22 protein-coding genes are annotated in these 25,218 nt (G+C 43.3%); 7 read left to right on the top strand and 15 right to left on the bottom strand.

Going from position 1 to position 25,218, the window contains the following annotated elements:
• Nucleotides 1-20 precede the first annotated feature (20 nt).
• On the bottom strand, nucleotides 21-1,214 hold the full coding sequence (locus AC3CH4_RS08365; protein ID WP_488542795.1) for a class I SAM-dependent methyltransferase: 1,194 nt from the start codon (nucleotides 1,212-1,214) through the stop codon (nucleotides 21-23).
• A gap of 129 nt (nucleotides 1,215-1,343) precedes the next feature.
• The gene (locus AC3CH4_RS08360; RefSeq protein WP_488542794.1) at nucleotides 1,344-2,747 is read right to left on the bottom strand and encodes a methyl-accepting chemotaxis protein; all 1,404 of its coding nucleotides are present in this window, start codon (nucleotides 2,745-2,747) and stop codon (nucleotides 1,344-1,346) included.
• Nucleotides 2,748-2,835: 88 nt separating this feature from the next.
• Here AC3CH4_RS08360 and yccX point away from each other — a divergent pair, with 88 nt between their 5' ends.
• Nucleotides 2,836-3,123 carry an acylphosphatase gene (yccX, locus tag AC3CH4_RS08355; RefSeq protein WP_171308305.1) on the top strand — a complete coding sequence of 96 codons (288 nt, stop codon included), beginning with the start codon at nucleotides 2,836-2,838 and terminating at the stop codon, nucleotides 3,121-3,123.
• A gap of 58 nt (nucleotides 3,124-3,181) precedes the next feature.
• Here the strand turns inward: yccX and AC3CH4_RS08350 are convergent, their stop codons facing one another.
• From AC3CH4_RS08350 to AC3CH4_RS08325, 6 genes are all read right to left on the bottom strand, one after another.
• Complete coding sequence (locus AC3CH4_RS08350; protein ID WP_004733621.1) at nucleotides 3,182-3,511, bottom strand: TusE/DsrC/DsvC family sulfur relay protein; 330 nt, start codon at nucleotides 3,509-3,511, stop codon at nucleotides 3,182-3,184.
• Nucleotides 3,512-3,666: 155 nt separating this feature from the next.
• Nucleotides 3,667-4,332, bottom strand: coding sequence for a Bax inhibitor-1/YccA family protein (locus tag AC3CH4_RS08345; RefSeq protein WP_016767698.1), 666 nt, complete (start codon nucleotides 4,330-4,332; stop codon nucleotides 3,667-3,669).
• A gap of 295 nt (nucleotides 4,333-4,627) precedes the next feature.
• Nucleotides 4,628-5,392, bottom strand: coding sequence for an amino acid ABC transporter ATP-binding protein (locus tag AC3CH4_RS08340; RefSeq protein ID WP_004733637.1), 765 nt, complete (start codon nucleotides 5,390-5,392; stop codon nucleotides 4,628-4,630).
• Between the two features lie 22 nt (nucleotides 5,393-5,414).
• Nucleotides 5,415-6,512: an amino acid ABC transporter permease gene (locus AC3CH4_RS08335; protein ID WP_004733636.1), complete on the bottom strand. Its 1,098-nt coding sequence runs from the start codon at nucleotides 6,510-6,512 to the stop codon at nucleotides 5,415-5,417.
• Between the two features lies 1 nt (nucleotide 6,513).
• The gene (locus tag AC3CH4_RS08330; RefSeq protein ID WP_004733635.1) at nucleotides 6,514-7,719 is read right to left on the bottom strand and encodes an amino acid ABC transporter permease; all 1,206 of its coding nucleotides are present in this window, start codon (nucleotides 7,717-7,719) and stop codon (nucleotides 6,514-6,516) included.
• 71 nt (nucleotides 7,720-7,790) lie between these two features.
• Nucleotides 7,791-8,819, bottom strand: coding sequence for an amino acid ABC transporter substrate-binding protein (locus AC3CH4_RS08325; protein ID WP_004733634.1), 1,029 nt, complete (start codon nucleotides 8,817-8,819; stop codon nucleotides 7,791-7,793).
• Between the two features lie 481 nt (nucleotides 8,820-9,300).
• Between AC3CH4_RS08325 and AC3CH4_RS08320 the strand changes: the two genes are divergently transcribed.
• Nucleotides 9,301-10,242, top strand: coding sequence for a precorrin-2 dehydrogenase/sirohydrochlorin ferrochelatase family protein (locus tag AC3CH4_RS08320; protein WP_004733633.1), 942 nt, complete (start codon nucleotides 9,301-9,303; stop codon nucleotides 10,240-10,242).
• Nucleotides 10,243-10,423: 181 nt separating this feature from the next.
• On the opposite strand, the gene AC3CH4_RS08315 is transcribed toward AC3CH4_RS08320, so the two are convergent.
• Together AC3CH4_RS08315 and AC3CH4_RS08310 are read right to left on the bottom strand one after the other, a co-directional pair.
• Nucleotides 10,424-10,906, bottom strand: coding sequence for a YajQ family cyclic di-GMP-binding protein (locus AC3CH4_RS08315; RefSeq protein ID WP_017074252.1), 483 nt, complete (start codon nucleotides 10,904-10,906; stop codon nucleotides 10,424-10,426).
• A gap of 12 nt (nucleotides 10,907-10,918) precedes the next feature.
• Nucleotides 10,919-11,977, bottom strand: a complete 1,059-nt coding sequence (locus AC3CH4_RS08310) for a 3-deoxy-7-phosphoheptulonate synthase (RefSeq protein WP_488542793.1) — start codon at nucleotides 11,975-11,977, stop codon at nucleotides 10,919-10,921.
• 207 nt (nucleotides 11,978-12,184) lie between these two features.
• On the opposite strand from AC3CH4_RS08310, the gene AC3CH4_RS08305 reads away from it, so the two are divergent.
• Nucleotides 12,185-13,072 carry a putative PEP-binding protein gene (locus tag AC3CH4_RS08305; RefSeq protein ID WP_171312409.1) on the top strand — a complete coding sequence of 296 codons (888 nt, stop codon included), beginning with the start codon at nucleotides 12,185-12,187 and terminating at the stop codon, nucleotides 13,070-13,072.
• 176 nt (nucleotides 13,073-13,248) lie between these two features.
• The gene (locus AC3CH4_RS08300; protein ID WP_017082222.1) at nucleotides 13,249-13,734 is read left to right on the top strand and encodes a PaaI family thioesterase; all 486 of its coding nucleotides are present in this window, start codon (nucleotides 13,249-13,251) and stop codon (nucleotides 13,732-13,734) included.
• A 117-nt stretch (nucleotides 13,735-13,851) separates the two neighbouring features.
• Here the strand turns inward: AC3CH4_RS08300 and AC3CH4_RS08295 are convergent, their stop codons facing one another.
• Nucleotides 13,852-15,207 (bottom strand): hypothetical protein, encoded by a 1,356-nt coding sequence (locus tag AC3CH4_RS08295; RefSeq protein ID WP_017077207.1) that lies wholly within the window; start codon nucleotides 15,205-15,207, stop codon nucleotides 13,852-13,854.
• A gap of 28 nt (nucleotides 15,208-15,235) precedes the next feature.
• On the opposite strand from AC3CH4_RS08295, the gene AC3CH4_RS08290 reads away from it, so the two are divergent.
• On the top strand, nucleotides 15,236-16,144 hold the full coding sequence (locus AC3CH4_RS08290; protein WP_004733627.1) for a CvfB family protein: 909 nt from the start codon (nucleotides 15,236-15,238) through the stop codon (nucleotides 16,142-16,144).
• A 303-nt stretch (nucleotides 16,145-16,447) separates the two neighbouring features.
• On the opposite strand, the gene rsmF is transcribed toward AC3CH4_RS08290, so the two are convergent.
• The 4 genes from rsmF to AC3CH4_RS08270 all read right to left on the bottom strand — a co-directional run bounded on the left by rsmF (nucleotide 16,448) and on the right by AC3CH4_RS08270 (nucleotide 23,913).
• The gene (gene rsmF, locus AC3CH4_RS08285) at nucleotides 16,448-17,869 is read right to left on the bottom strand and encodes a 16S rRNA (cytosine(1407)-C(5))-methyltransferase RsmF (protein ID WP_017086834.1); all 1,422 of its coding nucleotides are present in this window, start codon (nucleotides 17,867-17,869) and stop codon (nucleotides 16,448-16,450) included.
• 169 nt (nucleotides 17,870-18,038) lie between these two features.
• Nucleotides 18,039-20,696, bottom strand: coding sequence for an MlaD family protein (locus AC3CH4_RS08280; RefSeq protein WP_237290403.1), 2,658 nt, complete (start codon nucleotides 20,694-20,696; stop codon nucleotides 18,039-18,041).
• Nucleotides 20,683-22,038 (bottom strand): paraquat-inducible protein A, encoded by a 1,356-nt coding sequence (locus AC3CH4_RS08275; protein ID WP_054547710.1) that lies wholly within the window; start codon nucleotides 22,036-22,038, stop codon nucleotides 20,683-20,685. Before AC3CH4_RS08275 ends, AC3CH4_RS08280 begins: the two co-directional genes overlap by 14 nt.
• Nucleotides 22,039-22,116: 78 nt before the next feature.
• Nucleotides 22,117-23,913: an ABC transporter ATP-binding protein gene (locus AC3CH4_RS08270; RefSeq protein WP_114633583.1), complete on the bottom strand. Its 1,797-nt coding sequence runs from the start codon at nucleotides 23,911-23,913 to the stop codon at nucleotides 22,117-22,119.
• 89 nt (nucleotides 23,914-24,002) lie between these two features.
• Between AC3CH4_RS08270 and AC3CH4_RS08265 the strand changes: the two genes are divergently transcribed.
• Together AC3CH4_RS08265 and proQ are read left to right on the top strand one after the other, a co-directional pair.
• Entirely contained in the window at nucleotides 24,003-24,494 is a 492-nt protein-coding gene (locus AC3CH4_RS08265) for a GAF domain-containing protein (protein ID WP_488542792.1), read from the top strand.
• A 97-nt stretch (nucleotides 24,495-24,591) separates the two neighbouring features.
• Entirely contained in the window at nucleotides 24,592-25,215 is a 624-nt protein-coding gene (gene proQ, locus AC3CH4_RS08260; protein ID WP_054547712.1) for an RNA chaperone ProQ, read from the top strand.
• Nucleotides 25,216-25,218: the final 3 nt, after the last annotated feature.

Raw genomic sequence — 25,218 nt, 5'->3', positions numbered from 1 at the left:
TAGATTCTAAAGCACAAAAATTAAAGTACCTTACAAGCAAAACCTTTTAGGTAGAAACCTTCAGGGTAAGCTGTATCGATCAAGTGATCAGCAGCTTGCTCGAAGCGTTCAACAAACTTCACTGTTCTGCCCGCATCTAGAGCGGCATCAGCAATGATCTTTTGGAATAAGTCAGCCCCCATCAAACCTGAGCAAGAGTAGGTGAGTAGTGTTCCACCTGGCTTCAGGATTTGCATTGCTAGCATGTTAACGTCTTTGTAGCCGTTAGCGCCTGAAGTTAGGTTGTTTTTGCTTGAAACAAACTTTGGTGGATCCATGATCACTACGTCAAACTTAGTGCCCTGGTCACGGTATTCGCGAAGTAGTTTGAATACGTCAGCGTTTAGGAATACAGCACGCTTTTTCGAGATATCAAACTCGTTAAGTTCAGCGTTGAACTTAGCAGTATCAAGAGCGAGTTGAGATACGTCTGCGTTGATCACACGCTTCGCGTCGCCTTTAAGTGCGTAAAGGCCAAAGCCACCGGTGTATGAGAAACAGTTAAGGACATCTTTGCCTTTAACGTACTTCATAGATTCTTTGCGACTATCACGTTGGTCCATGTAGAAGCCCGTTTTGTGGCCTTCCATAATGTTCACGCTGATCTTCACGCCGTTTTCTTCAATCACTACTGACTTAGGCGGCTCTTCGCCATGCAGTACGCCGACGGTTTGCTCTAAACCTTCTTTTTTACGAACAGCTACGTCAGAGCGTTCGTAAATATTACATTCAGGGAAGCATTCAACTAAAGCTTCAACGATAACGCTTTTGTTGAATTCCGCGCCAGCACTCAGTAGTTGGCAAACTAAGAAGTCTTGGTACTTGTCGATAGTAATACCTGGCAGGCCGTCAGATTCAGCCGCTGTTAATCGGTACCCCGTTAGGCCGTCACGTTCGATGATATCGTCACGTAGTGATTGTGCGTCTTTAAATCTTTTGATGAAAAACGCTTTATTGATTTCTTCTTTTTCAAATGTCCAAACACGAGCGCGAATTTGAGATTCTGGTGAGTAAGCTGCCTTTGCGAGCCACTGACCATTTTGAGCATATATGTCTACAGTTTCACCTTGTTGTGGTTCGCCTTCGACCTTATCGATACCGCGTGAAAATACCCAAGGGTGTTTACGGCGTAGTGATTTATCTCGGCCTTTAGCTAGATGAATTGAAGGAGTCATAATTTACTCTGTTTGTTGAATTTGAAGGAGGGGTATTGTCGGGGAAGTACAAGGGAAAAGCAAATAAGAAAGGGCTGCAGAAGCAGCCCTAGCAATGATTAATTAACACATAGTGGTTAGATGTCAGTATTAAGCTTTAAGACCTGTCAGCAAACCTTCCATCATATCGCTTTGCTTACGAAGTTGGTCAACATTTACATTACTCTTACTGATCATTTCACAGATGCTGTCTGATTGATGACGAATCTCTTCAACACTTTGTGCAATGTTGTCAGCAACAACACCTTGCTCTTCAGCAGCAGTAGCAATTTGAGTGCTGCTATCAGAAATAGATTGGTTCTTTTCAGCTAACGATCCAATCTCAACGTTTACTTCCGACATCAATGTTTGACCTTCGTTAGCATTGCTAACAGTCACTTCCATCAATTTTGTCAGTGATTGGCTGTTACGTTGTAATGATTCGATCATGCTCTGGATTTCAACCGTTGCTTGTTGAGTACGGCCGGCAAGGGCACGGACTTCATCGGCAACAACAGCAAATCCACGACCTTGCTCGCCAGCACGTGCAGCCTCAATGGCAGCATTCAGGGCTAATAGGTTAGTTTGTTCAGAGATGCCATTGATGGTTGCGACCACTTCATCAATTTGCGCTGCGTTAGCATCAAGCTCTTCTACCGCTTGCGAAGCTGATTGAATTTCTTGAGATAGGCTTGAGATAGATTCTAATGTATTTGAAACTTTTACTTGGCCACTCTGTGCAACACCGCGAGCGTCCATAGTTTGAGAGCTAGACTCATGAGCAAGGGTAGCGACTTCACGAATCGTAGCTGCCATTTGTTCCGTTGCACTTGCTAAACTATTCAGGTGTTCTTGTTGGTTACCCGAGATGTCTGAGCTCTGTTGTGTCGACTGGTTTAAGTCAGAACTGATCTGCTGCATGAGTGCGACAGACTCTTGGATTGATAGAACCATGTTTTGTTCACGTTCTGCTACTTTATCAATAGTAATTGCGATTTCACTGAACTCATCACGAACAAGGAAGTAGTTCATACGGCAGGTGAGATCACCACTCGCTAGCGTGCTTAACGCTTTGTTCATAGAGAACATTGCGCCACCGATGAAAGTCATGATGTAGTAAACACCTAGCGCGATAAGCGTTAGGGTTACTGCGATAATTGAAACCTGAGTCGTAGATAGAGCTGACCATAAGTTTTGGTCATGGTTCGCAACCAAGCTGAATGCACCGTTCATAACTGAGACGGAACCAACACCATAGCCTAAAGAGATGGTTTCAGAATTACTGACAAGTTGAGCAACTTGATCTTTCGTCAGTTGACCCGCTTCGATAAGTCCTTTCATCAAGAGCATTTCTTCTTGATAAAGATGAGCAAGTAAAGAGTCTGCGGCGCTACCTAAAACAAGAGTTAATATAACCAGGGCGAGAAGAGGTAATAAGAAGAGTAGATAGAACTTTTCTTGGATTTTTAGGTGAATGAGATATTTGTCAATCCAACGAAATGGGATTTCTTTCATAATCGTTATACTCGAAGTAAGTCCACCAATAAGCGGTGAATGAATAGAGTCGCAACTATATCATTCATACAATTTATGAGGCAACGTTATGGAAAGTTCACAATATATTTTTGTCGTATCAGGCGTAGTTCAGTGTGTTGGTTTTCGCTATCACACCAGTAGGCAGGCACAAGCTCTGGGCATTTCAGGCTATGCAAAGAACCTAAATGATGGCCGAGTTGAAGTGTTAGCTGTCGGAAAGGGTAAGGAAATAGAGAAGTTCCACGCATGGCTCAATATTGGCCCTTCGAGTGCGACAGTAGACCAAGTAGTGATGCATCGAGTTAAAGAAAGTGAGCGACAGGATGTACGTATAGATGAGTTTAAAATACTGTAGCTAGCGCACTACAGTATTTGTCTTTTTACCTTGAGAGTAACCTAAAGCTGTTTAAGCTTTACAAGCATTTTGCTGGTTTAGGTAAACCCGCGAGCTTGGTTGCTTGTTTAGCGGGGCCTTTCTTGAACAATTTGAATAGGTACTTACTGTTACCTTTCTCTGGGCCGTGCGCTTTTTCCATCGCTTTAACGAGCATACGAACAGCCGGAGAGGTTTTGAACTCTTCGTAAAAGCTTCTTACAAAATGTACCACTTCTAAGTGCGCATCAGTCAGTTCAATCGCCTCGTCTTGAGCAAGAATCTCAATCATACCTTCTTCCCATTGTGTGTAGTCCAATAGGTAGCCTTGAGCGTCGGTTTCAATTTGTTTGCCATTATATTCAAACATGTTTAGTCCAGAATCAGTTTAACTCAGTAAATAGGGTACATGACCACGTTTGCCTTTCTCAAGAAATATCGTCGTTATCTCTAGGAATATTGCAACTATAGATACAAAAAAGCCCAAGAGACAGGCTCTTGGGCTCAATTTTGAATGAACTATGATTAGTCGTTGCTGTTCATAATACCTAAGATGCTTAGTAGGCTGATGAAGATGTTGTAGATAGAAACATACAAGCTAATCGTTGCTGAGATGTAGTTTGTTTCACCGCCGCGGATGATGCTTTGCGTTGTTAGCAAAATAACACCAGTCGAGAATAGGATGAACATACCGCTCATTGCTAAAGACAGTAGAGGCATTTGTAGGAAGATGTTTGCAACCATCCCTACTAGCAGAACAACAAAACCAGCCATTAGCATACCGTTAAGGAATGAAAGGTCACGTTTAGTCGTCAGTGCGTAAGCTGATGCACCCATAAATGCTAATGCTGTACCACCAAGTGCAGTAAGGATGACATCACCCATACCTGCGCCAACGTACATGTTTAAGATTGGACCAATGGTGTAGCCTAAGAAACCTGTAAATAGGAATGTGAAGACTAGACCCATGCTGTTGTCACGGTTCTTTTCTGTTAGGAACAGTAGGCCGTAGAAACCAACTAGCATAATGATAAGACCAGGGCGAGGAAGGTTCATCGCCATAGATACGCCTGCTACTACAGCAGACCAAAGTAGTGTCATAGACAGTAGTGCGTAGGTGTTACGCAACACTTTATTGGTTTGCAGAGCACTTTCTTGAGATGCTGTGCGTGAAAACATAGGGCTGTTCATAATCTTCCTCGTAAGGTGACTTCAATAGTTATTAGTACATTTATGGGGCTGAAAGTTCGAAAAATCAAGTCTTTCATTCCTTTTGTATACCTAAAATAATAATCAAAATAGTCGGTTAAGTGTTTCTTAAGGTGTAACAAAGTGTTTCTAATGACGTATAAAGTGTCGCTAATACTCGATGTTCAAATTTTTATAGTTACTGGCTAATGATTTATAACCTTTGAAAAACTATCTATAACCTTGAAAAATAAAGAGGCGACCTAAGCCGCCTCTATAACTTATGCATCATAACACATTAATGATGCAAGATTTGGCTCAAGAAGTTCTGCGTTCTGTCCGATTGTGGGTTTTCAAAGAAGTCGACAGGGTTGTTCTCTTCTATGATTTCACCTGCATCCATAAAGATAACGCGGTCGGCAACTTCTTTAGCAAAACCCATCTCGTGCGTTACACACAACATCGTCATGCCTTCTTCTGCAAGCTCAACCATAACGTCTAGTACTTCACGAACCATTTCCGGGTCGAGTGCCGATGTTGGTTCATCAAACAACATGACTTGAGGGTTCATGCATAAAGAACGAGCGATTGCTACACGTTGTTGTTGGCCACCTGAAAGCTGTCCTGGGAATTTATCCGCTTGCTCAGGGATTTTTACACGTTCGAGGAATTTCATTGCGATGGCTTCGGCTTCCTCTTTCGGCATCTTCTTCACCCAAATAGGGGCCAGAGTACAGTTTTCTAAAACCGTTAGGTGAGGGAATAGGTTGAAGTGTTGAAAACACATACCTACATCTCTGCGCACGGCTTCAATGTTCTTCAGATCTTCTGTCAGTTCATTACCTGAAACGAAGATATGACCTTTTTGGTGCTCTTCTAATCGGTTGATACAGCGAATCATCGTGGATTTACCTGAACCAGAAGGGCCACAAATTACAATTTTCTCGCCTTTTCTAACTTCTAAATTGATGTTTTTAAGAACGTGGAACTCACCGTACCACTTGTTCATGTCTTTTAACTCGATCATAAGACCTTGAGAGTTGTTTTCTGTTTGCTGCGTCATAATACGTCCTTGATCTTGTTAATTATCGTTTGTGACCGGTGTGAAGTCTGTTTTCTAGCCAAATCGAGTATCTCGACATGCCAAAACAAAACACCCAGAACACTAACGCGACAAATACATAACTTTCTGTTGAAAACCCAAGCCATTCAGGATCGGTATTCGCGGCTTGGCCAATTCCCAATACATCAAACATACCGATAATTAAAACCAGACTGGTATCTTTGAACAAACCAATAAAGGTATTCACAATTGAAGGAATCGTAATTTTAAGAGCTTGAGGTAGAATGATAAGCCCTGTTTTTTTCCAGTAGCTCAACCCTAAAGCATCAGCGGCTTCGTATTGACCTTTTGGTATTGCTTGCAAACCACCGCGGATTACCTCTGCCATATAAGCCGCACTAAATAGTACTACCCCAACCAATGCTCTGATCAGTTTATCGGTTTCCATCCCTTCTGATAAAAAGAGCGGAAGCATTACCGAGGCCATAAATAGAACCGTAATCAGCGGTACACCACGCCAAATTTCGATGTAAACAGTACACATACTGCGGATGATCGGCATCTCTGAACGACGCCCAAGTGCCAATGCAACGCCAATAGGAAGTGACACTACAATACCAACAAGTGCGATGATCAGCGTAACCAATAGACCGCCCCATTTATGGGTATCAACAACCTCTAGTCCAAATACACCACCGTATAGTAAGCCAGCAATGATAAACGGGTAGATGTTTACGAAGAACAACCAAATCCACGTGCGCTTAGGTGTTTTTTCGTAAGCTAACAAAACGACAAAAATAGCTAACGTTGCGTAGAAAAGGCGAGGGCGCCACAGTTCAGCTTCTGGATAGAAGCCGTACATGAATTGGTCCCAACGAACACTAATGAAAACCCAACATGCTCCATCACTTGTACAGGCATCTCGAGTTGTTCCTATCCAATCAGCATTAATGAATGCCCAATCTGCTATTGCCCACAATAAAGTGAAAGCAAAATAACCAAGGACCACAGTGACGACACTGTTAATTGGTCCATTAAATAGATTTTTTCTTAACCAACCGACAGGTCCAACAGTATTCGCTGGAGGCGGAAGATCAGGTTGAAATTGATGTGTACTCATCTTATCTCTCCACCAACGCTACTTTGCGGTTGTATATGTTCATTAGAGCGGATGTTAATAGGCTTAGAGTCAGGTAGACGCCCATTGTCATCGCGATTACTTCGATAGCTTGTCCAGTTTGGTTCAATGTTGTCCCTGCAAATACAGACACAAGATCGGGATAACCAATGGCCATCGCAAGTGATGAGTTTTTGGTCAGATTCAAATACTGACTGGTTAATGGTGGAATGATAATTCTTAATGCTTGTGGAATAATCACCAGCTTGAGGGTTCGTGTTCTTGGGAGACCTAGAGACATTGCAGCCTCTGTTTGCCCATGGTTTACCGCGTTAATACCTGAACGCACAATCTCGGCGATGAATGCTGCTGTGTAGATACTTAAAGCAAGCATCAACGCTGCTAGTTCAGGGATGATGCTAATGCCGCCTTTGAAGTTAAACCCTTTCAAAACTGGGTACTCCGCAGAGATAGGCATGCCCATAACAAAGTAAGTTACCAACGGTAAGCCCACAATCAGTGCCGCAGCAATTCGCAACATTGGTGTTTGTTGGCCGGTTAGCTTTTGTTTGTTATTAGCCCAGATGTTGATAACAAAAGTAGCGATTACACCAGTAATCAATGATGCGATCACAATGCTACTGCCTTGCTCTAACACTGGTGCAGGGAAGTACAAACCACGTACGTTCAAGAAAATGGCTTCACCAAGGCTCATGCTTTGACGAGCAGAAGGTAAGGCTTGTAGAACGGCGAAATACCAGAAAAAGATTTGCAACAGAAGAGGGATGTTTCGGAATATCTCAATATAGATAGCTGCAAATCGGCTAACTAACCAATTTGAAGAGAGCCTTGCAATACCCATACTAAAGCCCAGTACCGTGGCTAACATGATGCCGAGTACAGAAACCAAAGCGGTATTGAGAAGACCGATAAAGAAGGTACGACCGTATGAGAATGTTTCGTCGTATTCAATCAGTGTTAAGCCGATACCAAAACCAGCTTCTTGGGATAAAAAATCAAAACCAGTGGCGATACCACGGGAATCTAAGTTAGTGAGTGCATTATTTACAATCGTGTAAAAGAAAGCACAAAGCGCCCCGACGGCGAGAATTTGGAAAACAATTGAGCGAAAAGTGGGGTTGTAAAACAGGTTGGCACTTTTGGGCTGTGGCTTTGCCTGAGCTGGAGAAATAGTTTCATTAGGTTTCATACTGCTATAACCTCAAATCCATTTAATAAATAGGGCGGAAAAGTCCGCCCTAATTGATGCTTGTAAATTTATTAACGGATTGGTGGAGCGTACATAAAGCCGCCCGCATTCCATAGTGCGTTTACGCCACGAGAGATCTGTAGTGGTGAACCTGTACCAACAGTACGTTCGAAGCTCTCACCGTAGTTACCAACTTGTTTAATGACTTGGTAACCCCAATCGTCACGAATACCAAGGCCTTTACCTTTAGGACCGTCTACACCAAGAATACGTTTGATGTTTGGATCTTTTGACTTAAGCATTTCGTCAGCATTCTTAGAAGAGATACCGTACTCTTCCGCATTAATCATTGCTGAAAGTGTCCATTTAGCAACGTTGAACCACTTGTCATCATCTTGACGAACAACAGGGCCTAGTGGCTCTTTAGAGATGATTTCAGGAAGTACCTGTGCAGATTTAGGATCAGCTAAGTTTAGGCGAAGTGCGTATAGACCAGATTGGTCAGTCGTTAGCACATCACAACGACCCGCGTCGAAGCCTTTAGATGTTTGTGCTGCCGTATCGAATACCACTGGCTTGTAAGACATGCCACTGTTACGGAAGTAATCGGCTAGGTTAAGTTCAGTTGTTGTACCTGATTGAACACATACAGAAGCGCCATCAAGCTCTTGAGCACTTGTTAGACCAAGTTCTTTCTTAACCATGAAGCCTTGACCATCGTAGTAGTTAACGCCTACGAAGTTCAGACCTAGAGCAGTGTCACGATGTAGTGTCCATGTTGTGTTACGAGATAGTACGTCGATTTCGCCAGATTGAAGCGCGGTAAAACGTTCTTTAGCAGTAAGAGGTACATACTTCACTTTAGTTTTGTCACCGAGTACAGCCGCTGCAAGAGCTTGACAATACTCAACATCAATTCCTTCCCATTCACCTTTTGAGTTAGGGTTAGAGAACCCTGGAAGACCGGTACTTACACCACAAGTTAGAAAACCTTGAGATGTGACTTTGTCCAGAGTGCTTTCTGCCGCTGATGCTGATGTTGCCATCATCGCAGTTGATGCAGCTACTACTGAAGCAAGAAGTGTTAGTTTATTTGTCATTTGTATCCTTCCTTGTTAACCAGGTGACACCTGATACTCGTGCTCATTTGAGTTTTTCTATATGTGTTGCGTTTTCTATGACCTTGTTACTCAAATCAAACTGGTTGCATTTTGCAAATGAAACTGTGTGCGATTTAAACAACTATTTATAAGGTTAGGAAAGGATCCGTACTTTCACAAATGTATAATTTAAAAAGAATTTTGAATGAAATCACAAATCCGAACACAATTAGAATGACCAAATGTTAACTTAATGTAAATAGTGCAGCGCTTCACACTGTTGGTGCAACGAGATTTAGATTTTTATATTGACAATTGACTAGGTTAATATTCTGAATCAGTATCACAATGGTGAAACATTAAACTTCAGAAAGATTGAAATTTGGTGAATAAATATTTTTATTGCACTTGGATAGTTATTAATATGCTCCAAATTTGGTAGCATGGCTGAATAGTTATTGAAGTCACCTCAAGGAAGAACATGCGTTATTTCCCAATGTTTTTAGATGTAGAAAATAAGCCGATCTTAGTGGTGGGTGGGGGTGAGGTTGCTTGCCGAAAAGTCGATAGCTTGTTAAGAGCTGGGGCGGATGTCACGTTAGTGTCCCCAAAGGTAGAGCCTTACTTAAAGCAACTTGTCGATGAGAATAAATTACATTGGATTCAAAATTTTTACTCTTCACAACTTATCTCGAAAAACTACTTACAAGTGTGGGCAACAACAGACAACCCAAACCTAAATCATCAAGTACATAATGATGCAAAAAAAATGGGTATTCTTGTCAATGTGGTTGATGACTTACCCTATTGTGACTTCATCACTCCCTCAATGATAAATCGCGGAAGAATCCAAATTGCGATCTCAAGTGGGGGCGCATCACCTGTTTTGGTGAGAAATATTAGAGAAAAACTCGAAACGGTATTGCCACAAAACATAGGTTTGATTGCGGACTTTGGTGCATCAAAACGCAATTCGATTAAGGAGTCCTTTCCTACTGTTGATGAACGCCGCAAATTCTGGGAACGCTTTTTGTCATCCAGTTTTATCAATCAAGTGACGGATAGGGAGCAACTTGAATCGTATTATCAACAGTCGCTGACTGAGCAAGTTGATAGTGAAGGTCAGGTAACTTGGATCGAATTTGAGCAAGACGTTGAGTTATTGCCTATGAAGGCCCTACGTTTGATGCAAGAAGCAGAGTTAGTGCTTTCACCGAGCGATTGTCCATTTGAATTTGTTGACCTGTGCCGCCGAGACGCAGAAAGAGAAGGTTATGCTGACAGTGGAGAGCTGTCGACCAAGCTTGAGCAAGCGAGGGCCGAGAAATTGCGAGTGTGTGTCTTTATTCCACCAGCGAGTGTTGAGTTCAATTTACTGGCCGGCAAAGACCTTAAACTGTCTGTTGCCAAAGTGCTCAGTTGAGTTGATAGATTTTAGTTGAAGTGAGCGCTTTCTAGTTGTTTGAAATCGGCTAGAGACGCTGAATAAGACTGACCCGATAAATAAAAAGCCACTTCCCAAAGAAGTGGCTTTTTGATATTTCGAACACGACATTGTGCTGATGAATGAGCAACCCAAATAAGCGGTCGCTCAAACTCAAAAATTAGTCGCGGAAGTTGTCAAACTGGAAAGGTTGACCAAGCTCGCCGCTACGAACTAAAGCCATAACAGCTTGTAGATCGTCGCGCTTCTTACCCGTTACACGAACTTTTTCGCCTTGGATAGCAACTTGAACTTTCACTTTGTTATCTTTGATTAGCTTAACGATTTTCTTAGCAACATCCGCTTCGATGCCTTGCTTGAAAACAACCGTTTGGTGCCAAGTACGACCTGTTTGGTCAGCCGCTTTCGCTTCCATCGCATTCGGATCAACATTTCGCTTTGTTAGGTTGCTACGAAGGATGTCGCGCATCTGCTTCAGTTGGAAATCGTCTTGAGCACTCAGCTTTACTGATTCATCTTTGTAATCAAAGCTAGCGTCTACACCACGGAAATCGAAACGAGTCGAAAGTTCACGGTTAGCGTTGTCTACAGCGTTGCGTAGTTCTACTGATTCTACTTCAGAGATAATGTCAAATGATGGCATTGTGTTATGTCCTTAAGCTAAATTTCTATCTTTGATTGCCGTTGCAAGCATGTCTAACATTGTTGCAGTATCTTCCCAGCTTAAGCATGGGTCAGTGATAGACTTGCCGTACTCTAGGTTATTGATGTCTGTCATTGGCTGGTTACCTTCAACAATGAAGCTTTCCGCCATGATGCCTGCAATTTGATTTTTGTTAGATTTGATCTGTTCACAAATATCTTGTGCAACGTCTAACTGCTTACGGTGTTGTTTCTGACAGTTAGCGTGGCTAAAGTCGACAACTAAGCGCTCAGGAAGGTTAACTTCTGCCAGTTGCTTACATGCGTTTTCAACAGATTCAGCATCAAAGTTAGGGCCTTTATCACCACCACGTAGAATTACGTGACCGTATGGGTTGCCAGAAGTACGGTAAACCGTCATACGGCCGTTCTTATCTGGAGAGTAGAAGTAGTGTGATGCATGCGCAGCACGAATCGCATCAATAGCAATTTTGATGTTGCCGTTAGTTGCGTTCTTGAAACCAACTGGGCAAGACAGTGCAGAAGCCATTTCACGGTGAATCTGAGATTCAGTCGTACGAGCGCCAATTGCGCCCCAAGTGATAAGGTCTGCAATGTACTGACCGGTGATCATATCAAGGAATTCAGTCGCGGTAGCTAGGCCAAGCTTATTGATATCTAGTAGAAGTTTACGAGCTTTGTTCAAGCCTGTTTCAAGTGCATATGACCCATCAAGGTTAGGATCGGTAATCAAACCCTTCCAACCTACAACAGTACGAGGTTTCTCGAAGTAGGTTCTCATTACAACGAACAGTTCATCTTTGTACTGGTCTTGAATCTGACTTAGACGCTCAGCGTAATCAAGTGCCGCTTCTGTATCGTGAACAGAGCAAGGGCCTACGATAACTAATAGGCGGTTATCACGACCTGTTAGAATATCTTCGATTTGGCGGCGAGAATTTTTAATGCGCTCAGCAACGTCGTCAGTAATAGGATGTGCATTGCCTAGTTCGGCAGGAGTTGGCATAGGACCCAGAGCTTGGGTTCTCAACTCATCAGTTTTTAATGGCATGTGATGGCTTTTTTATTCTATTGCGAAGTGGTTAAGATAACGGAATTGAACAGAGGAATAAACTCTCTTAAGTCAAAGTTATCTCTGTTATTGCTAATATTCTTATTTTTATCAGCAGGCCAGCGTCAAATAAGGGATTTTCACTTGTATTAACAGGCAGCTATCGGTATTTTCGTTTGAACACAACATAAAAATGCTGGAGCAGCAATGACTCAAGAAAATCAAAGCACTTTGCACCCAGAACTAGTCTTAGGTGATGTGCTGCCTTCTTACAACGATAATAATAATTCTAACCACTTATACGTTTCATTATCTGAATTGGTTATGGATCGTATCTTCTATCACCCAAGTATTGAAAGTCACTTAGATACACTGACTGATATCGAAAAAACCTCTTTAGATGCGATCCTTGGCGATAAAACAGTCGATGAGCATTTTGTTTCGACCTTAGTGATTGCCATCCAAGCTGCCGTTCAGCCAAATCATACCTCTGTTCGTATCGCGTTAAGTAATGCTGACAGCTATGGCTTCCGTTCACTACTTGGTGGTAGTTGTGAAGCCGAAGAGATAAACCCGGCACTAGGTGTTCGAGGGGTTGCTCGTTATGCAACATCAGAGTACAGCAAAGCATTCGCTTTAGAGTGTCAGGTAATTAAAGCGTTGCGAGAGCAGGGTATTAACGTTGAAGTGGTTGTACCGTATGTACGAGCATTAAGCGATGCCGCTAAGATTATTGATTTGCTTGCAGAGCAAGGCTTACCGCGAGGCCTTAATGGTTTGAAAGTACTGTTCTCGTGCGATGTGCCGTCTGCAGTGCTACTGAGCGAAAGATTGCTGCATTACTTTGATGGTGTTGTAGTGAACGTTGATAGCTTAGCGTCTTTCACTTTAGGCGTAGACAAGCACAATGAAGCTCAGCAACATGCTTTTGATCCACAAAACGAGGCGGTTATTACCTTGTTGAGTATGATTGTTAAAGCAACGCTGAACGCGAAGAAGCCCGTCCTGCTTGTGACTCAAGGCTTGGTGGACTACCCGCGTCTACAAGGCTTTATCGCTGATCTTGACGGTGTTGAGACAGTCGTTACTGCATAGACCAGCTTATTGTCTAAATAAATCAACTTGCTGTATGAGTTTATTTAAAGCAATAAAGCTTTGAGAATGAAAGAGATATCATTATGCGATGATATCTCTTTTTTGTAACATTTTTTTGACATCTCGAGCGCTAATCGATTAACTGGTCTGATGACTTATTTGACTAGGTAACTCGAATGTTGACCCCTCTACAAAAAGCAAATTTCTACTTGAGCATGTTTGGCTTTTTCAAAGTGCCTCTGATCTGGCTATGCCGACCAAAACTGCTCGCGCTGGATAATCAACATGTTGAAGTGAAAATTCCTCTCAAAAGACGAACTAAGAACCACCTCAATAGCATGTACTTTGGTGTGTTAGCAGTAGGTGCTGATGTGGCGGGGGGCTTTCTTGCAATGAGTAAATCCCAGCAGCAAGGCGAAAAGATCTCGTTGGCATTTAAAGAGGTGACAGGTAACTTCTTGAAGCGCCCGGAAGGTGACGTACACTTCACTTGTAACGATGGTGAGCTGATCAACACTATGCTGGCTGAAACTATGTCTACTGGCGAGCGTGTGAATCAACCCGTGACCATAATCGCGACATGTCCGTCTTTGCATGGCGATGAACCAATGGCGGAGTTCACGCTAACGCTTTCGATTAAGAAAGTTCCTTCTAGAAAATAGCTCGGAAGTATAAGGTTGGTCGGAATCTAAATCTGAAGATCATAGTTCAACTGAAGGCATTCGTAGAACAAGTGGAAGAGCGGTATGTGAATCTAGTGTCCACATACCGTAACAACGCTATGACTCTTGGGTGATTTGCTCGATATCAACGATCTTTGAACGGTTCATTACGATTTTCCAACGGTAATAGGTCGGTTCAGTATCGTGATTGTTCTCTTTAATGATCAGGTTGAGCAGGTGACGCTTTTCGACAGACTCACGGCTTACTTGCCCTTCATTCAGGCGATATACGTTATTTGACCCCTTGTCCATCAAGCGTGTCAGCGCTCTCAGGCTGATCGATAACGTTTCACGAGTCTCCTCGTAACCACTCATGAATGTTGACGTCGACATCTCGGTATGTGAACGATAGTGCAAGACTTGCTCTTCACGCTGAACGACACGTTTCTTGCGTATTGATTGAATACGGTCAGCTAACTTGGAAAAGTTCGCATAGTCCAACCATTCAAGCTTGTGGCCGACAGATTTATTGGTTGTTGGGTCAAAGTAGCGACGCTTCCACTTGGGTTTGCCTTTACGAAGCCAACGCCAAAGGATGTCTCTCAAGTCATCTTTAAATATTTCACGCAGTGCGTAGATAAATGACATCGACACGATGAAAGAAGCGGTAATCTCTCCTAGAAAATCACGAGCCAATATGACGGTTGTCGTCACCACCACCATGACTAAGCCTGTCGCAATACCTTTAACGGCACGCTTAACGTTTTTACCCATGGAGGTGGTCCTCTCCTTGAGTACGATAGGGTGTTCTATCAAACGTCGCAGCAGTCGCATCTTGTTACTCAGGCGCGTTACGTCTTCACGAACTTTGGCTGAGTTATAGCGATTAAGTTTACGATGGGCTGTCTCTTTGTCACACAGCGTTAAGAGTCGCTCTTTTATCGTCGAGTACTCACTGCCACGCGGCATATGAGAGACCAGAGATAAGAATTTTTGCTCTGTGTACCAAGAAAGATAGTTATCAATGTTTGCGTAGTAGCGTTTGAGGTTTTCTTCATAAGGAATACTTCGGCGAAGCTTCTTCAAGATGTCTAACGCGAGCTCAATGACTTCATCAACCTCATCCGCTGTTACGTCGTCACTATCAGTCTTATTTAAACTGCTCACGGCTTTATCTAAAGCAATAACATATTGATATGCGAACAAACTCAAACTCACACGATACTGTGTCGTTGATAAGCGTCCACGTTTTGCCAAGCGACTGTGTACCAAAGGTAACAGTGTCTTGTCACTGTAGTAGGCGCGCTTTTGAGTAATTGAGCTGTAGAAAAAGGCACTTTCAGAAAGTACTTCGGGAGTGAGTCCGAGTTCACCGGGAATGAATAGATAAACGTCCATGTCGAGCTTTTTGGTCTTCGCCATTGCATGGTTAATTTTGAGTGTTATCGCATCTTGTTTATCAACGGTGATCAACGATGTCTCCTAGAATGTAAAAATATGAATGAAACTAGCGAAAGCATATCAGAGATCACGTATAATCACCGCCAAATTTAAAGTAGAGAAAATCTTGATGATTAATATTGGTCAAATAAACAACTTAGAAGTAGTAAAGCAAGCCGACTTCGGTGTATTCCTTGACGCTAGCGACTATGGAACCGTGTTGCTGCCAAAACGATTTACTCCTGAAGGTGTTGAAATTGGTCAAAAACTGGATGTTTTCTTATACATTGATTCTGACAACCAGATCGCTGCAACGACTGAAAAACCAATTGCTCAAGTGGGGCAGTTTGGCTTGATGACGGTTGAAGGCGTAAACAGCACCGGTGCATTCATGAGCTGGGGCGTGAAAGGTAAAGATCTTCTTGTTCCTTTCAGCGAGCAACGTGGCCGTTTAAACGAAGGTCAGTCAATCTTAGTATATGTGTATATTGATAAAGCATCTAGCCGCATTGTAGGTACAACAAAGTTCAACAAGTGGTTAGACAACACGCCTGCGACTTATAAGCAAAACGAGCAAGTGGATCTCATTATCGCTGAGCGCAGCCAGTTAGGTTACAAAGCGATCGTTAACGGTGAGCATTGGGGCATGATTTTCCCATCAGACATCATCGGTAAGCTGTTCATAGGTAAAGCGCTAAAAGGCTACATTAAAAACGTTCGTGAAGAAGACGGTAAGATTGACTTGTCTCTTCAGAAAATTGGTGTGGCTAAAATGGATGACCTAAGCACTAAGGTTCTCGATCTGCTTGAGAAGAAAGGTGGTTACTTACCTTTGAATGATAAATCTTCTCCGGAAGTTATTTTCTCTGCATTCAGAACCAGCAAAGGTACGTTCAAGAAGACAATTGGTGGTTTGTACAAGTCTGGCAAGATCACTATCGACAAAGAAGGCATCAGCCTAGTTAAATAAGCGAGCTTGTCGGTCAAAAAAAAGCCCAAACCTTCCTGTTTGGGCTTAGGGGAAAGGGCTCCGAAGAGCCTACGCTAATCGTTTTAATTCTTTGACTGTTAGACTGAAGTCTAGTTTAAATTCCCTAATAAGCGATTTTTGTTATTGGAAATAGCGACTTGAATTGATATTTGTGTAATTAAGTGTTGATTTTTCAGTGCTTCCCTTGAAATGAGCTAGCCGACAAGAATAGAAAAGCCCAAACAATGAAGGTTGTTTGGGCTTTTTGTTTTTCTCAGTACAGTGAGAGCTTTAATCGAACGACTAGAAAAGGTTTTTGTCGCGTACTAGCTCTCTCGGTAAGCCATTCTTCACTCGGTTACCTACCCATTTACCAAGGCCGATGATTGCGCCGTTGTATTTTACTAGCACTTCGCCTTTGCCTGACAAGCCTTCTGGGCGAACGTCTCGGCCCATGAACCATTCTCGAGCATCTTCGATGATGAGGTCTACAATGTTAGCTTCATTACCTGTCGCGAGCGTTGTCGCGACTTGGTGTTGCCATCGGTAACCTTTTTTATGGGTTTCAGCGATCTTGATGCCCATACGAGAGAAACGGAATGCACCGATCATAGGCTCAAGCGCCTCAGGGAATAGCCAAACGTCTTTATCTCGGATCCAAACTTGAGTATCACTTGGTAGTTCGATATCGAGAGCACTAAGAAGTTGTTCAGCGACTTCTTGCTGAGCTTTCTTTGACGCTTTTTCAAATGGGAACTTACCCATGCGTTTTTTAACTTCTGGTGGAGTCACAGACGCTAGTTTACGGATACGTGCAACAAAGAAACCTTCAGAGTCATACACCTGAGGGAAGATGTGAAGAAAGCCTTCTTCAGTCGTCGTTGCTTTTGCGTTGTCGAACAGTGATTCAAGAGATTCAAACTCAACCGCATCACCAAAGGTTTCTTTTAGGTGATGGCACACTTGTTGGTTCTCTTCAGTGCTTAACGTACATGTTGAGTAAACCAAAACACCATTAGGTTTAAGAGCATGGAATGCACTTTCAATCAGGTCTTTTTGCGTGTCGGCAATATCGACTACAGATTGATACGTCCAGTTCTTCATCGCATCAGCGTCTTTACGAATAGTACCTTCGCCAGAGCAGGGTGCGTCCAGCAAGACAGCATCAAACTGTTCTGGCAACCAACCACCGAAAACTCGACCATCGAAGTTACTGAGTGCGGCATTACGAACGCCACAACGTTCGATGTTGGCGTGAAGTACTTTCACGCGGCTTGCAGCGTATTCATTGGCAACCAACACGCCGCGATTATTCATTAGCGCAGCGATTTGCGTTGTTTTAGAACCGGGTGCAGCAGCAGTATCTAGCACGGCTTGGTAATCAGCTTCGCCTTGGAAAAGTGCAGAAGGTGGCATCATAGAACTGGCTTCTTGGATGTAGAAAAGACCAGACATGTGTTCTGCCGTATTACCTAGAGGCGCTTCACTTTCATCGGCTGTAATCCAAAAACCTGTTTCACACCAAGGTACAGGTTCCAGTTCCCAGCCTTTCTCTTTTGCTCGCACTAGGAAGTCTTCAACACTGATTTTCAGTGTGTTGACTCGAATACTTTTACGAAGTGGTTTTTGGCATGAGGCAACAAAAGAAGCCATATCTAGGTGACTAGGCATGATCGCTTCGATGTGCGTTAGGAATTCTTCAGGAATATATACGTTAGCGTGCAAAAGAGTATCTCGAATTATTGCATTAATGCGGGGAGTTTAAAGCAAAATGAGGTCGTCCTAAACCATATTTACGGCAAACAACAAAAATGCAGCCGAATGGCTGCATTTTGATGAAGAATTAATCTTCGTTAAGCTGTATTAATTTGCATGGAGCTTCTGAGGATTCACTCTATGGACGAGGAATCGCTGTTCTCCATGACTTCCACTCATCTTCTGCTTGTGGATATAGGTAGAAAGACTGATCTTCGCTTGCCACAGGCTGAAGTTCACTCGTCGGTGGCGTTGAGAAGGTAATTCCGCCTCTTAATAAACTGTCTACCGTTCCGGCTTTGATGTTTGCACCAGAGAGGCCGATAGAGACATCGACACCCGACACGTTCCAGAACACAGTGTTTGCGCGGATCAGATACGCGTAGTCAGGTTCTATTTGAATCGTAGAGATGATGCGATCAGCAAACTCGCCTAGTTGTACATCGATAACACTACCGATTTCTAGCTCACGGAATAGGATAGGTGTGCCTTCAGACACCGAGCCTCGCGTTTCGCTTTGTAGCTGGAATATCTTGCCTTCAGGCTGCACGGGTCCTTTGCTAAGCTTAAATTTCGTACTTCTGTCACCATTGCCCGGATCTACGTTGATGTGCTTAGAGAGAAGCGCAGAGACGTTTTTGATGCCATTAAGGCCGATCTCAGGTTCTGCCAACCAGAAGTGACTGTTCGCCACGGCAATCTTGCCAACGTACTCAGGTAAGATTCGCGCGGTAATTTCAATGCCGCCTTTATTGAAGTTAGGAATCACCAAAGTAACCTCACCAACAGTGACACCTTGGTATTTGATAGCCATACCCTTGCTGACTTCTTGATCGCCAGAAGAGGTAATCGTAATCGCGCGGCCAAACTTTCGAGCGGATTTAGAATCTTTGTACAGCTTCCACACATCACCAAGCTTATTGTCTATACCGGGAAGCGAATCAAAAGCAATACCACCTTGAATTAGCGTTTTAACGGGTGCCGCTTTAATACTAATACCCGATAGCGAAGCATCAATCTCAACGCCTGAGCGGTTCCAAAAAACGGTATGTTTATTGAGTAAGTGCGTGTAACGATTTTCGATCGTGACTTTGATTCTTACACCACCATCAGCAAGCTGAAAATCCGAAATACTACCCACTTGTAGGTTACGGTAGAGCAGTGGGCTGCCTTTAGAAATTGAAGGTAACTCACTAGCAAATAATGAAAGCGTTTTTGAGCCTGACTGATTAAACTTAGCGATTTCTGCTAACGATTTGCTTTGGAAAAGTTGGTAGTCAGTTCGAGCTTCAGGTTTACCTTCACTCACAAAGCTGATCGAGCCAGTAAGAAGCTGCTTTGCCGGTGGAACCGTAACACTTAAACCTGATTCGGTCAGCTCTGCGGTCGCACTGCCTGTCACAAAGAAACGGTTGTGACTTTTGATTAGGTGCGCATATTCGTTATCGATAAGCGCATCCATAAACACTTCGTGCTTGTCAGAGCCAGTGCCAACACCATCAACTAAGCCAACTTGAATGATAGAGCCAACGGCAATACCTTTGTAGAGCAGTTGTGTACCGACATCCAATCCGAATGAGTTGTTTGATGTTAAGCGAATCGCGACTGACTTTTCTTGTTCCTGACTGAACTCGTTTTTACGAATCGCAGTGAATCGACGTGCCTTTTCACCTTCGCCCGGTACCAAGGTTAAAAAGTTACCTGTCACTAAGTTGGCAATGTTTTTCATACCAGTGAGTGACAATTCAGCTTCTTCTAAAACGAATTTACTCCCGCTATTTAAAAAGTCGCTGAATGCCGGTTGGATAGCGGCAGATGCAACCACGTTTTCGCGACCTTCGCTTAAAGATAAATCAGTGATCTGACCGATTTCTATGCCTCGATACATGATCGGAGCGCCAGTTGCGCTGATCTTGTTGTCATCTGGCACAGCGATTTTGATAGAGATGCCACGACCGGCAGTTTTCAAATCTGGGTAGAGCTTGAACTTGGTGTTCATCTCGACGGGCTGACCTTCTCCGGGAGAGTCAACCGCAATTGAACCGCCAAGCAGCGCGCTTAGGCTTTCTAAGCGCACATCGACGCCTGAAAATCCAATACTGGCACCTAAGCCACTGACATTCCAAAAACGGCTTTGGTCGGTAATGATATGGCTGTATTCATCTTTAATCGACGCTTGGATCGTAACGGACTTCGCGTTGTCGTTTAATTGGTAGTTGTAAACCTCACCAATTGGAATTTTACGATAAACGATTTGAGAGCCAACAGACACACCGCCCAGATCTTTGGTCGTCAGTGAGATATTTAGACCTTCAGAGGCCAATAAATCAGAAGGGGAGGATTCTAGAGCTTGGAAAACGGTTTCTAGTTCTTCTTTGGTTTCGCTAGGATGAATAGCAATGTAGTTACCCGAAACAAGCGCGTCTAACCCTGAGATACCAGACAAACTCGCCGTTGGTTTTACGAGCCAGAAACGAGTGCCCTTTGAAAGTAGCTTCTTCGCTTCTGGGTAGATGTCAGCATCGACATAGATACTCGATAAATCTTTGGACAAGGTGATGTCGCGCACCATACCCACCTCTAAGCCTTGGTAACGAATTGTCGTTCGACCGGCGACTAAACCTGCGGCATCTGAGAAGTATATCTGCACACGTTGCCCTGCATCGTGTATCGATTTCATGACCAACCAACCGGCTAATGCGACGGTTAATATCGGCAGAATCCACAAAGGTGAAATGCCTTTGTTTTTCCTTACTTCTGGTGAATATGACGCTTGTGATTGGTTATCGTTGTTCATTCACTGACTCATCTTTAGAGGTGTAGTTATCCCAAATTAGCCTAGGATCTAAGCTTTCCGCTGCCAGCATCGTGAGAACAACAACGACACCAAAAGCGACTGCACCATAACCTGGTGTAAAGTTTAAAATCTGTCCACGGTCGACCAAGGTCATCATGATCGAAATAACGAACAGATCCATCACCGACCATTTTCCCACCCACTTCACAATGAAATAGATGGTCATGCGCTGCCTGTGGTAAACCGCGCGCTTCATCTTGATACAAATTAAGATGTACGTTAGGCCAAGTATTTTCGCAACAGGCACGACGATACTGGCAATAAAAATGATCGCTGCGATGCCATACATGTCGCTATTGATTAGCGAAGCGACACCAGAAATTATCGTGTCTTCTAGCCTTTGTCCGTTTGTAATAAGGATAGAAATAGGAATAACGTTGGCTGGTATGATAGCCACTGACGCAGCAAACAACAGAGCCCATGTCTTCTGTATAGAGTAGGGCTTACGGTGATATAAGTCATGGTGACAACGTACGCAAGTATGACCGTCAGGTTGAGAAAGATGGCAGTTGTGGCAGTGTACGTTCTTACTTTCTACAAAAGAGTAATCAGACTCTTGAGCCCAAGCTTCCCAATAGCGACGCACACTGATACGGCTTACCAGTAATACACTGAAAAGCTGCAGTAAAATCAATCCTACTAAACCAGGGCCGACAAAAATATCTGAGTAATCCTGCAGTTTGAAGCATGAGACAGCCAAACTTACCAGAAATACATCCAACATCATCCAATGCTTTAATGTTTGGATGATGGATAACGCATACCTAAATGGCGTGAAAATCTTAAAGCGCAGTGCTGCATGAGTGACGAGTACAGAGGTACAAACGAGTAACGGGGCGATCGAACTACAGAATAGGATGAGTAGGCCTAGTAGAGGGAAGCCTTCACCCATTAAAGTAAAGACACCTGATGGTAACGTCGCAGGTATCATGACGCCAATCAGACGAATACTGATAAATTCAAAAAAGTGTGAGGGGATAAATAGCAATAAGCAGGTAATCGCGATTGCTAGGTTTCCAGACAGGCTAGGTGTACCGCCTCGGTAAAGCTGAGTGCCACACCTTGGACAATATGCGGATTTCCCTAGAGGGATATCCATTTTATCAACGGGTAGTTCGCAGCCCTGACACAGACGTACAGAGCTGCTGTCGCACAGGTGCTTGGTTCTTAACGGAGACTTAGTTGCTAACGGAGACTTAGTTGTCAACGGAGACTCAGTTGACAACTGGTGCTGAGTCGATAAAGAGTTGGTTTCGGATGGGGAGGTCACGCGACCTCCCAAGTTGAAACACTAATCAAGCTGAAAACCTGATTTAAATGCCTAGAACTACACTGACTTAAATCTCTAGAACAATAAACATCAGGCGTGCGATTGCACACTGCCATAGAGTGTTTGATATAGTCCTTGTTGTTCAACCAATTCACCATGCGTTCCTGTCTGTGTGACTTGCCCATCTTCTAAAACATAGATTAGATCGGCCTGTTTCACCGCTGATAATCGATGAGCCACTATCAAAGTTGTGCGATCTTTCAAAAACTCGCTTAGTGCTTTATGCAGTGCTGACTCTGTTGCTGTATCCAAGGCAGATGTCGCTTCGTCAAGAATAACAAACTTAGGATTACTCAGCACCATGCGGGCGATCGCTAAGCGTTGTCGTTGACCGCCAGACAGTCGAACGCCATTCCTACCAATTTGCGTATCCAAGCCATTACTCAGCTGTTTGATTACATCTTGCATTTGAGAGACTTCAAGCGCGCGCCACAACGACATTTCATCGTATTCAGCACCAAGGGTCAGATTATGCCTTAATGTATCGTTAAAGAGTATAGGTTGTTGTAAAACAACGGCAATTTGACTGCGTATTATGTCAAAACTGATGTCGTCCGTTGTTTCACCATTAAAGCGTATACAACCAGAGTCCGCCTGATAAACCCCAATTAACAACTGGATCAACGTTGATTTACCACCACCGCTAGCACCCACTAGGGCGACTTTTTTTCCTGCTGGAATGTGTAGCGATAGCCTATTTAAAACAGTGTTTTCTAATGTGTAAGAGAATGTAACGTCTTCAATGTCGACTGTCACTTCTTTATGGTCATCAAAAGGGTTTACCTTGCTAACAGGGCGATGTTCTTCTTCTAGTTGCAGTAGGTCGTTAATACGTTGCAGCGCTGCTTTCGCGCTATACCAAGAGAATTGAATCCCTAGCAATTCTTGGACAGGGCCTAACATGAACCATAAATAGCCGAACACCGCAAAAATCTGACCTATCGTCAAGTCACTGAATAACACCATTAGCATTGCGACGGCACGGAATAGTTCAAAACCTAATAAGAACAGTAGAAACGAAACACGGCCGGCAGCTTCCGATTGCCAAGCGTATTTATCGGCATCAATTCTTACTTGGTTTGCTTGAACTTTAAGTTCATCAAGAAAGATACGCTCCTTATTAGCGGCGCGGAGTTGATAGATGCCATCCAAGGTTTCAACTAAGCGATTCTGAAAACGCTCAAAAGACTGGTTCTCATATTTTTTGAGGTGTTTAACTCGGCTGCCGAGTTTACGAGAAAAATAAATAACAACAGGATTGACGAGTAAAATAAATAGCCCAAGTCGCCACTCTAACCATAGTAGGACGATAGCGGTTCCGAATACCGTTAAGAAACTGATGATAAATTTAGAAAGGGTCGAGCCAATGAACTTATCAATGGTCTCTATGTCTGTAATTAGGTGGGCATTAATACCGCCGCTGCCCTTGGTCTCATATTGTCGGATGCTAATGCGGCCAAGTTTATCGATCATCTTGCTACGCATCTGGTAGGTGATCGTTTTGGAAACCAAAGTAAATTGGCGACCTTGTAGAATATTCAGCGCTTGGCTGGCCGAGCGCATTAAGATAACCAACAAGAGAGTAAGCGCAATATAACCAGTCGGCGTTTGCAATGAGACTGGAAGTAGCTGATTCATCATCTCTAACCCTGAAGCTGGCTTATCAAGCAAAACTTCATCGACCATGAGTGGCATAAGTAGAGGGATAGGGACGCTAATTAGGGTTGCAATAATGGCAACAAAGTTAGCAAACAGTAATTTGGACTTGTGTTTTTTTACTTGAGTTATCAACCAAGAACGGCTAATAGTGTCTTCTGAATTGTTCATTGTAATGAGAATAAGTCCTATTTAGTTTGATGACCGCATTTTACTGCGTTCTCTTGATAATGGAAGTCTCAATTTAATTGGAAGTTAATATGAAAATAGAACATTACCAACGCTTAACCAAACAAGCCGTTGCATTAATTGAATCTGAAACCGATCTAATTGCAAATCTTGCAAATATTAGTTCATTATTATTAATGGAATTGGATGAACTGAATTGGGCGGGTTTCTATTTAATCAAGCAAGATTTAGCTAAGGAAAAAGACGAACTAGTACTGGGCCCATTCCAAGGTCAACCTGCTTGTGTTCGAATTCCGGTAGGGCGTGGTGTGTGTGGAACTGCGGTTGCGACAAATACAGTTCAGCGTATTCATGATGTGCATGAGTTCGAAGGTCACATCGCTTGTGACGCTGCAAGTAACTCAGAAATCGTTATTCCATTCTCTATCGATGGCAAAGTTGTGGGTGTTCTTGATATCGATAGTCCAAATATTGGTCGTTTTTCTCAAATTGATGAAGACGGATTGACATTTTTTATGGCTGAAGTGGAAAAGGTGCTTAATTCGCACGCGAACAAGGCATAAATTATTCTCTTACTGTGGTTTTTCCCAAGCATCTCTCTATAATACGTAAAAATATTTTCTTAATGCTCGCGGAAAACCGCAAAAACCAGGAACCCACATGGAAAACACTGAAAAGTTAAAAAACAGCAAAGAAGTTATCGCATATATTGCTGAATGTTTCCCTAAATGCTTTACTCTAGAAGGTGAAGCAAAACCACTTAAAATTGGTATTTTTCAAGATCTTGCTGAACGTCTAAATGAAGACGAAAAAGTAAGTAAGACTCAGCTTCGTGCAGCGTTAAGACAGTACACATCATCATGGCGTTACCTGCACGGCGTAAAAGCTGGCGCAGATCGTGTTGACCTAGACGGCAACGCGTGTGGCACATTAGAAGAAGAGCACGTTGAGCACGCTAAGGCTACACTTGCAGAAAGCAAAGCGAAAGTTCAGGCTCGTCGTAAAGAACAAGCACAGAAAGCTCGTGAAGAAGGCAAAGCGAAAGCTAAGGCGAAGAAAGCTCAACAGCCTCGTCGTCAAGCGCCTAAAGCACCGAAAGTAGAAAAGCCTGTAGAAACACGCGCTTTGAACGCTGACGAATTCATCGCTGGCAAAGAAGTAAATGTGAACATGGGTACAGGAAACATGGCTGCGACCATTGTTGAAATCAATAAGGAAGATGTGCGTGTTCAGTTAGCAAACGGCCTACAAATGGTTGTTAAAGCGGAGCACTTGCGCGCTTAAAGG

This window comes from Vibrio sp. QJM3NY_26, from assembly GCF_057786005.1.
The sequence above is the reverse complement of the archived record's forward strand: the minus strand, read 5'-3'. Positions and strand labels throughout refer to the sequence as shown.

What these genes read in the sequence shown, in the direction of transcription:
- yccX (WP_171308305.1), top strand. Translation starts at nt 2,836, where the DNA reads ATGGAAAGTTCACAATATATTTTTGTCGTATCAGGCGTAGTTCAGTGT.
- AC3CH4_RS08320 (WP_004733633.1), top strand. Translation starts at nt 9,301, where the DNA reads ATGCGTTATTTCCCAATGTTTTTAGATGTAGAAAATAAGCCGATCTTA.
- AC3CH4_RS08265 (WP_488542792.1), top strand. Translation starts at nt 24,003, where the DNA reads ATGAAAATAGAACATTACCAACGCTTAACCAAACAAGCCGTTGCATTA.
- AC3CH4_RS08360 (WP_488542794.1), bottom strand. Translation starts at nt 2,747, where the DNA reads ATGAAAGAAATCCCATTTCGTTGGATTGACAAATATCTCATTCACCTA.
- AC3CH4_RS08330 (WP_004733635.1), bottom strand. Translation starts at nt 7,719, where the DNA reads ATGAAACCTAATGAAACTATTTCTCCAGCTCAGGCAAAGCCACAGCCC.
- AC3CH4_RS08280 (WP_237290403.1), bottom strand. Translation starts at nt 20,696, where the DNA reads ATGAACAACGATAACCAATCACAAGCGTCATATTCACCAGAAGTAAGG.
- AC3CH4_RS08335 (WP_004733636.1), bottom strand. Translation starts at nt 6,512, where the DNA reads ATGAGTACACATCAATTTCAACCTGATCTTCCGCCTCCAGCGAATACT.
- AC3CH4_RS08300 (WP_017082222.1), top strand. Translation starts at nt 13,249, where the DNA reads ATGTTGACCCCTCTACAAAAAGCAAATTTCTACTTGAGCATGTTTGGC.
- AC3CH4_RS08350 (WP_004733621.1), bottom strand. Translation starts at nt 3,511, where the DNA reads ATGTTTGAATATAATGGCAAACAAATTGAAACCGACGCTCAAGGCTAC.
- AC3CH4_RS08270 (WP_114633583.1), bottom strand. Translation starts at nt 23,913, where the DNA reads ATGAACAATTCAGAAGACACTATTAGCCGTTCTTGGTTGATAACTCAA.
- AC3CH4_RS08315 (WP_017074252.1), bottom strand. Translation starts at nt 10,906, where the DNA reads ATGCCATCATTTGACATTATCTCTGAAGTAGAATCAGTAGAACTACGC.
- AC3CH4_RS08310 (WP_488542793.1), bottom strand. Translation starts at nt 11,977, where the DNA reads ATGCCATTAAAAACTGATGAGTTGAGAACCCAAGCTCTGGGTCCTATG.
- AC3CH4_RS08290 (WP_004733627.1), top strand. Translation starts at nt 15,236, where the DNA reads ATGAAACTAGCGAAAGCATATCAGAGATCACGTATAATCACCGCCAAA.
- AC3CH4_RS08340 (WP_004733637.1), bottom strand. Translation starts at nt 5,392, where the DNA reads ATGACGCAGCAAACAGAAAACAACTCTCAAGGTCTTATGATCGAGTTA.
- AC3CH4_RS08365 (WP_488542795.1), bottom strand. Translation starts at nt 1,214, where the DNA reads ATGACTCCTTCAATTCATCTAGCTAAAGGCCGAGATAAATCACTACGC.
- AC3CH4_RS08325 (WP_004733634.1), bottom strand. Translation starts at nt 8,819, where the DNA reads ATGACAAATAAACTAACACTTCTTGCTTCAGTAGTAGCTGCATCAACT.
- AC3CH4_RS08345 (WP_016767698.1), bottom strand. Translation starts at nt 4,332, where the DNA reads ATGAACAGCCCTATGTTTTCACGCACAGCATCTCAAGAAAGTGCTCTG.
- proQ (WP_054547712.1), top strand. Translation starts at nt 24,592, where the DNA reads ATGGAAAACACTGAAAAGTTAAAAAACAGCAAAGAAGTTATCGCATAT.
- AC3CH4_RS08305 (WP_171312409.1), top strand. Translation starts at nt 12,185, where the DNA reads ATGACTCAAGAAAATCAAAGCACTTTGCACCCAGAACTAGTCTTAGGT.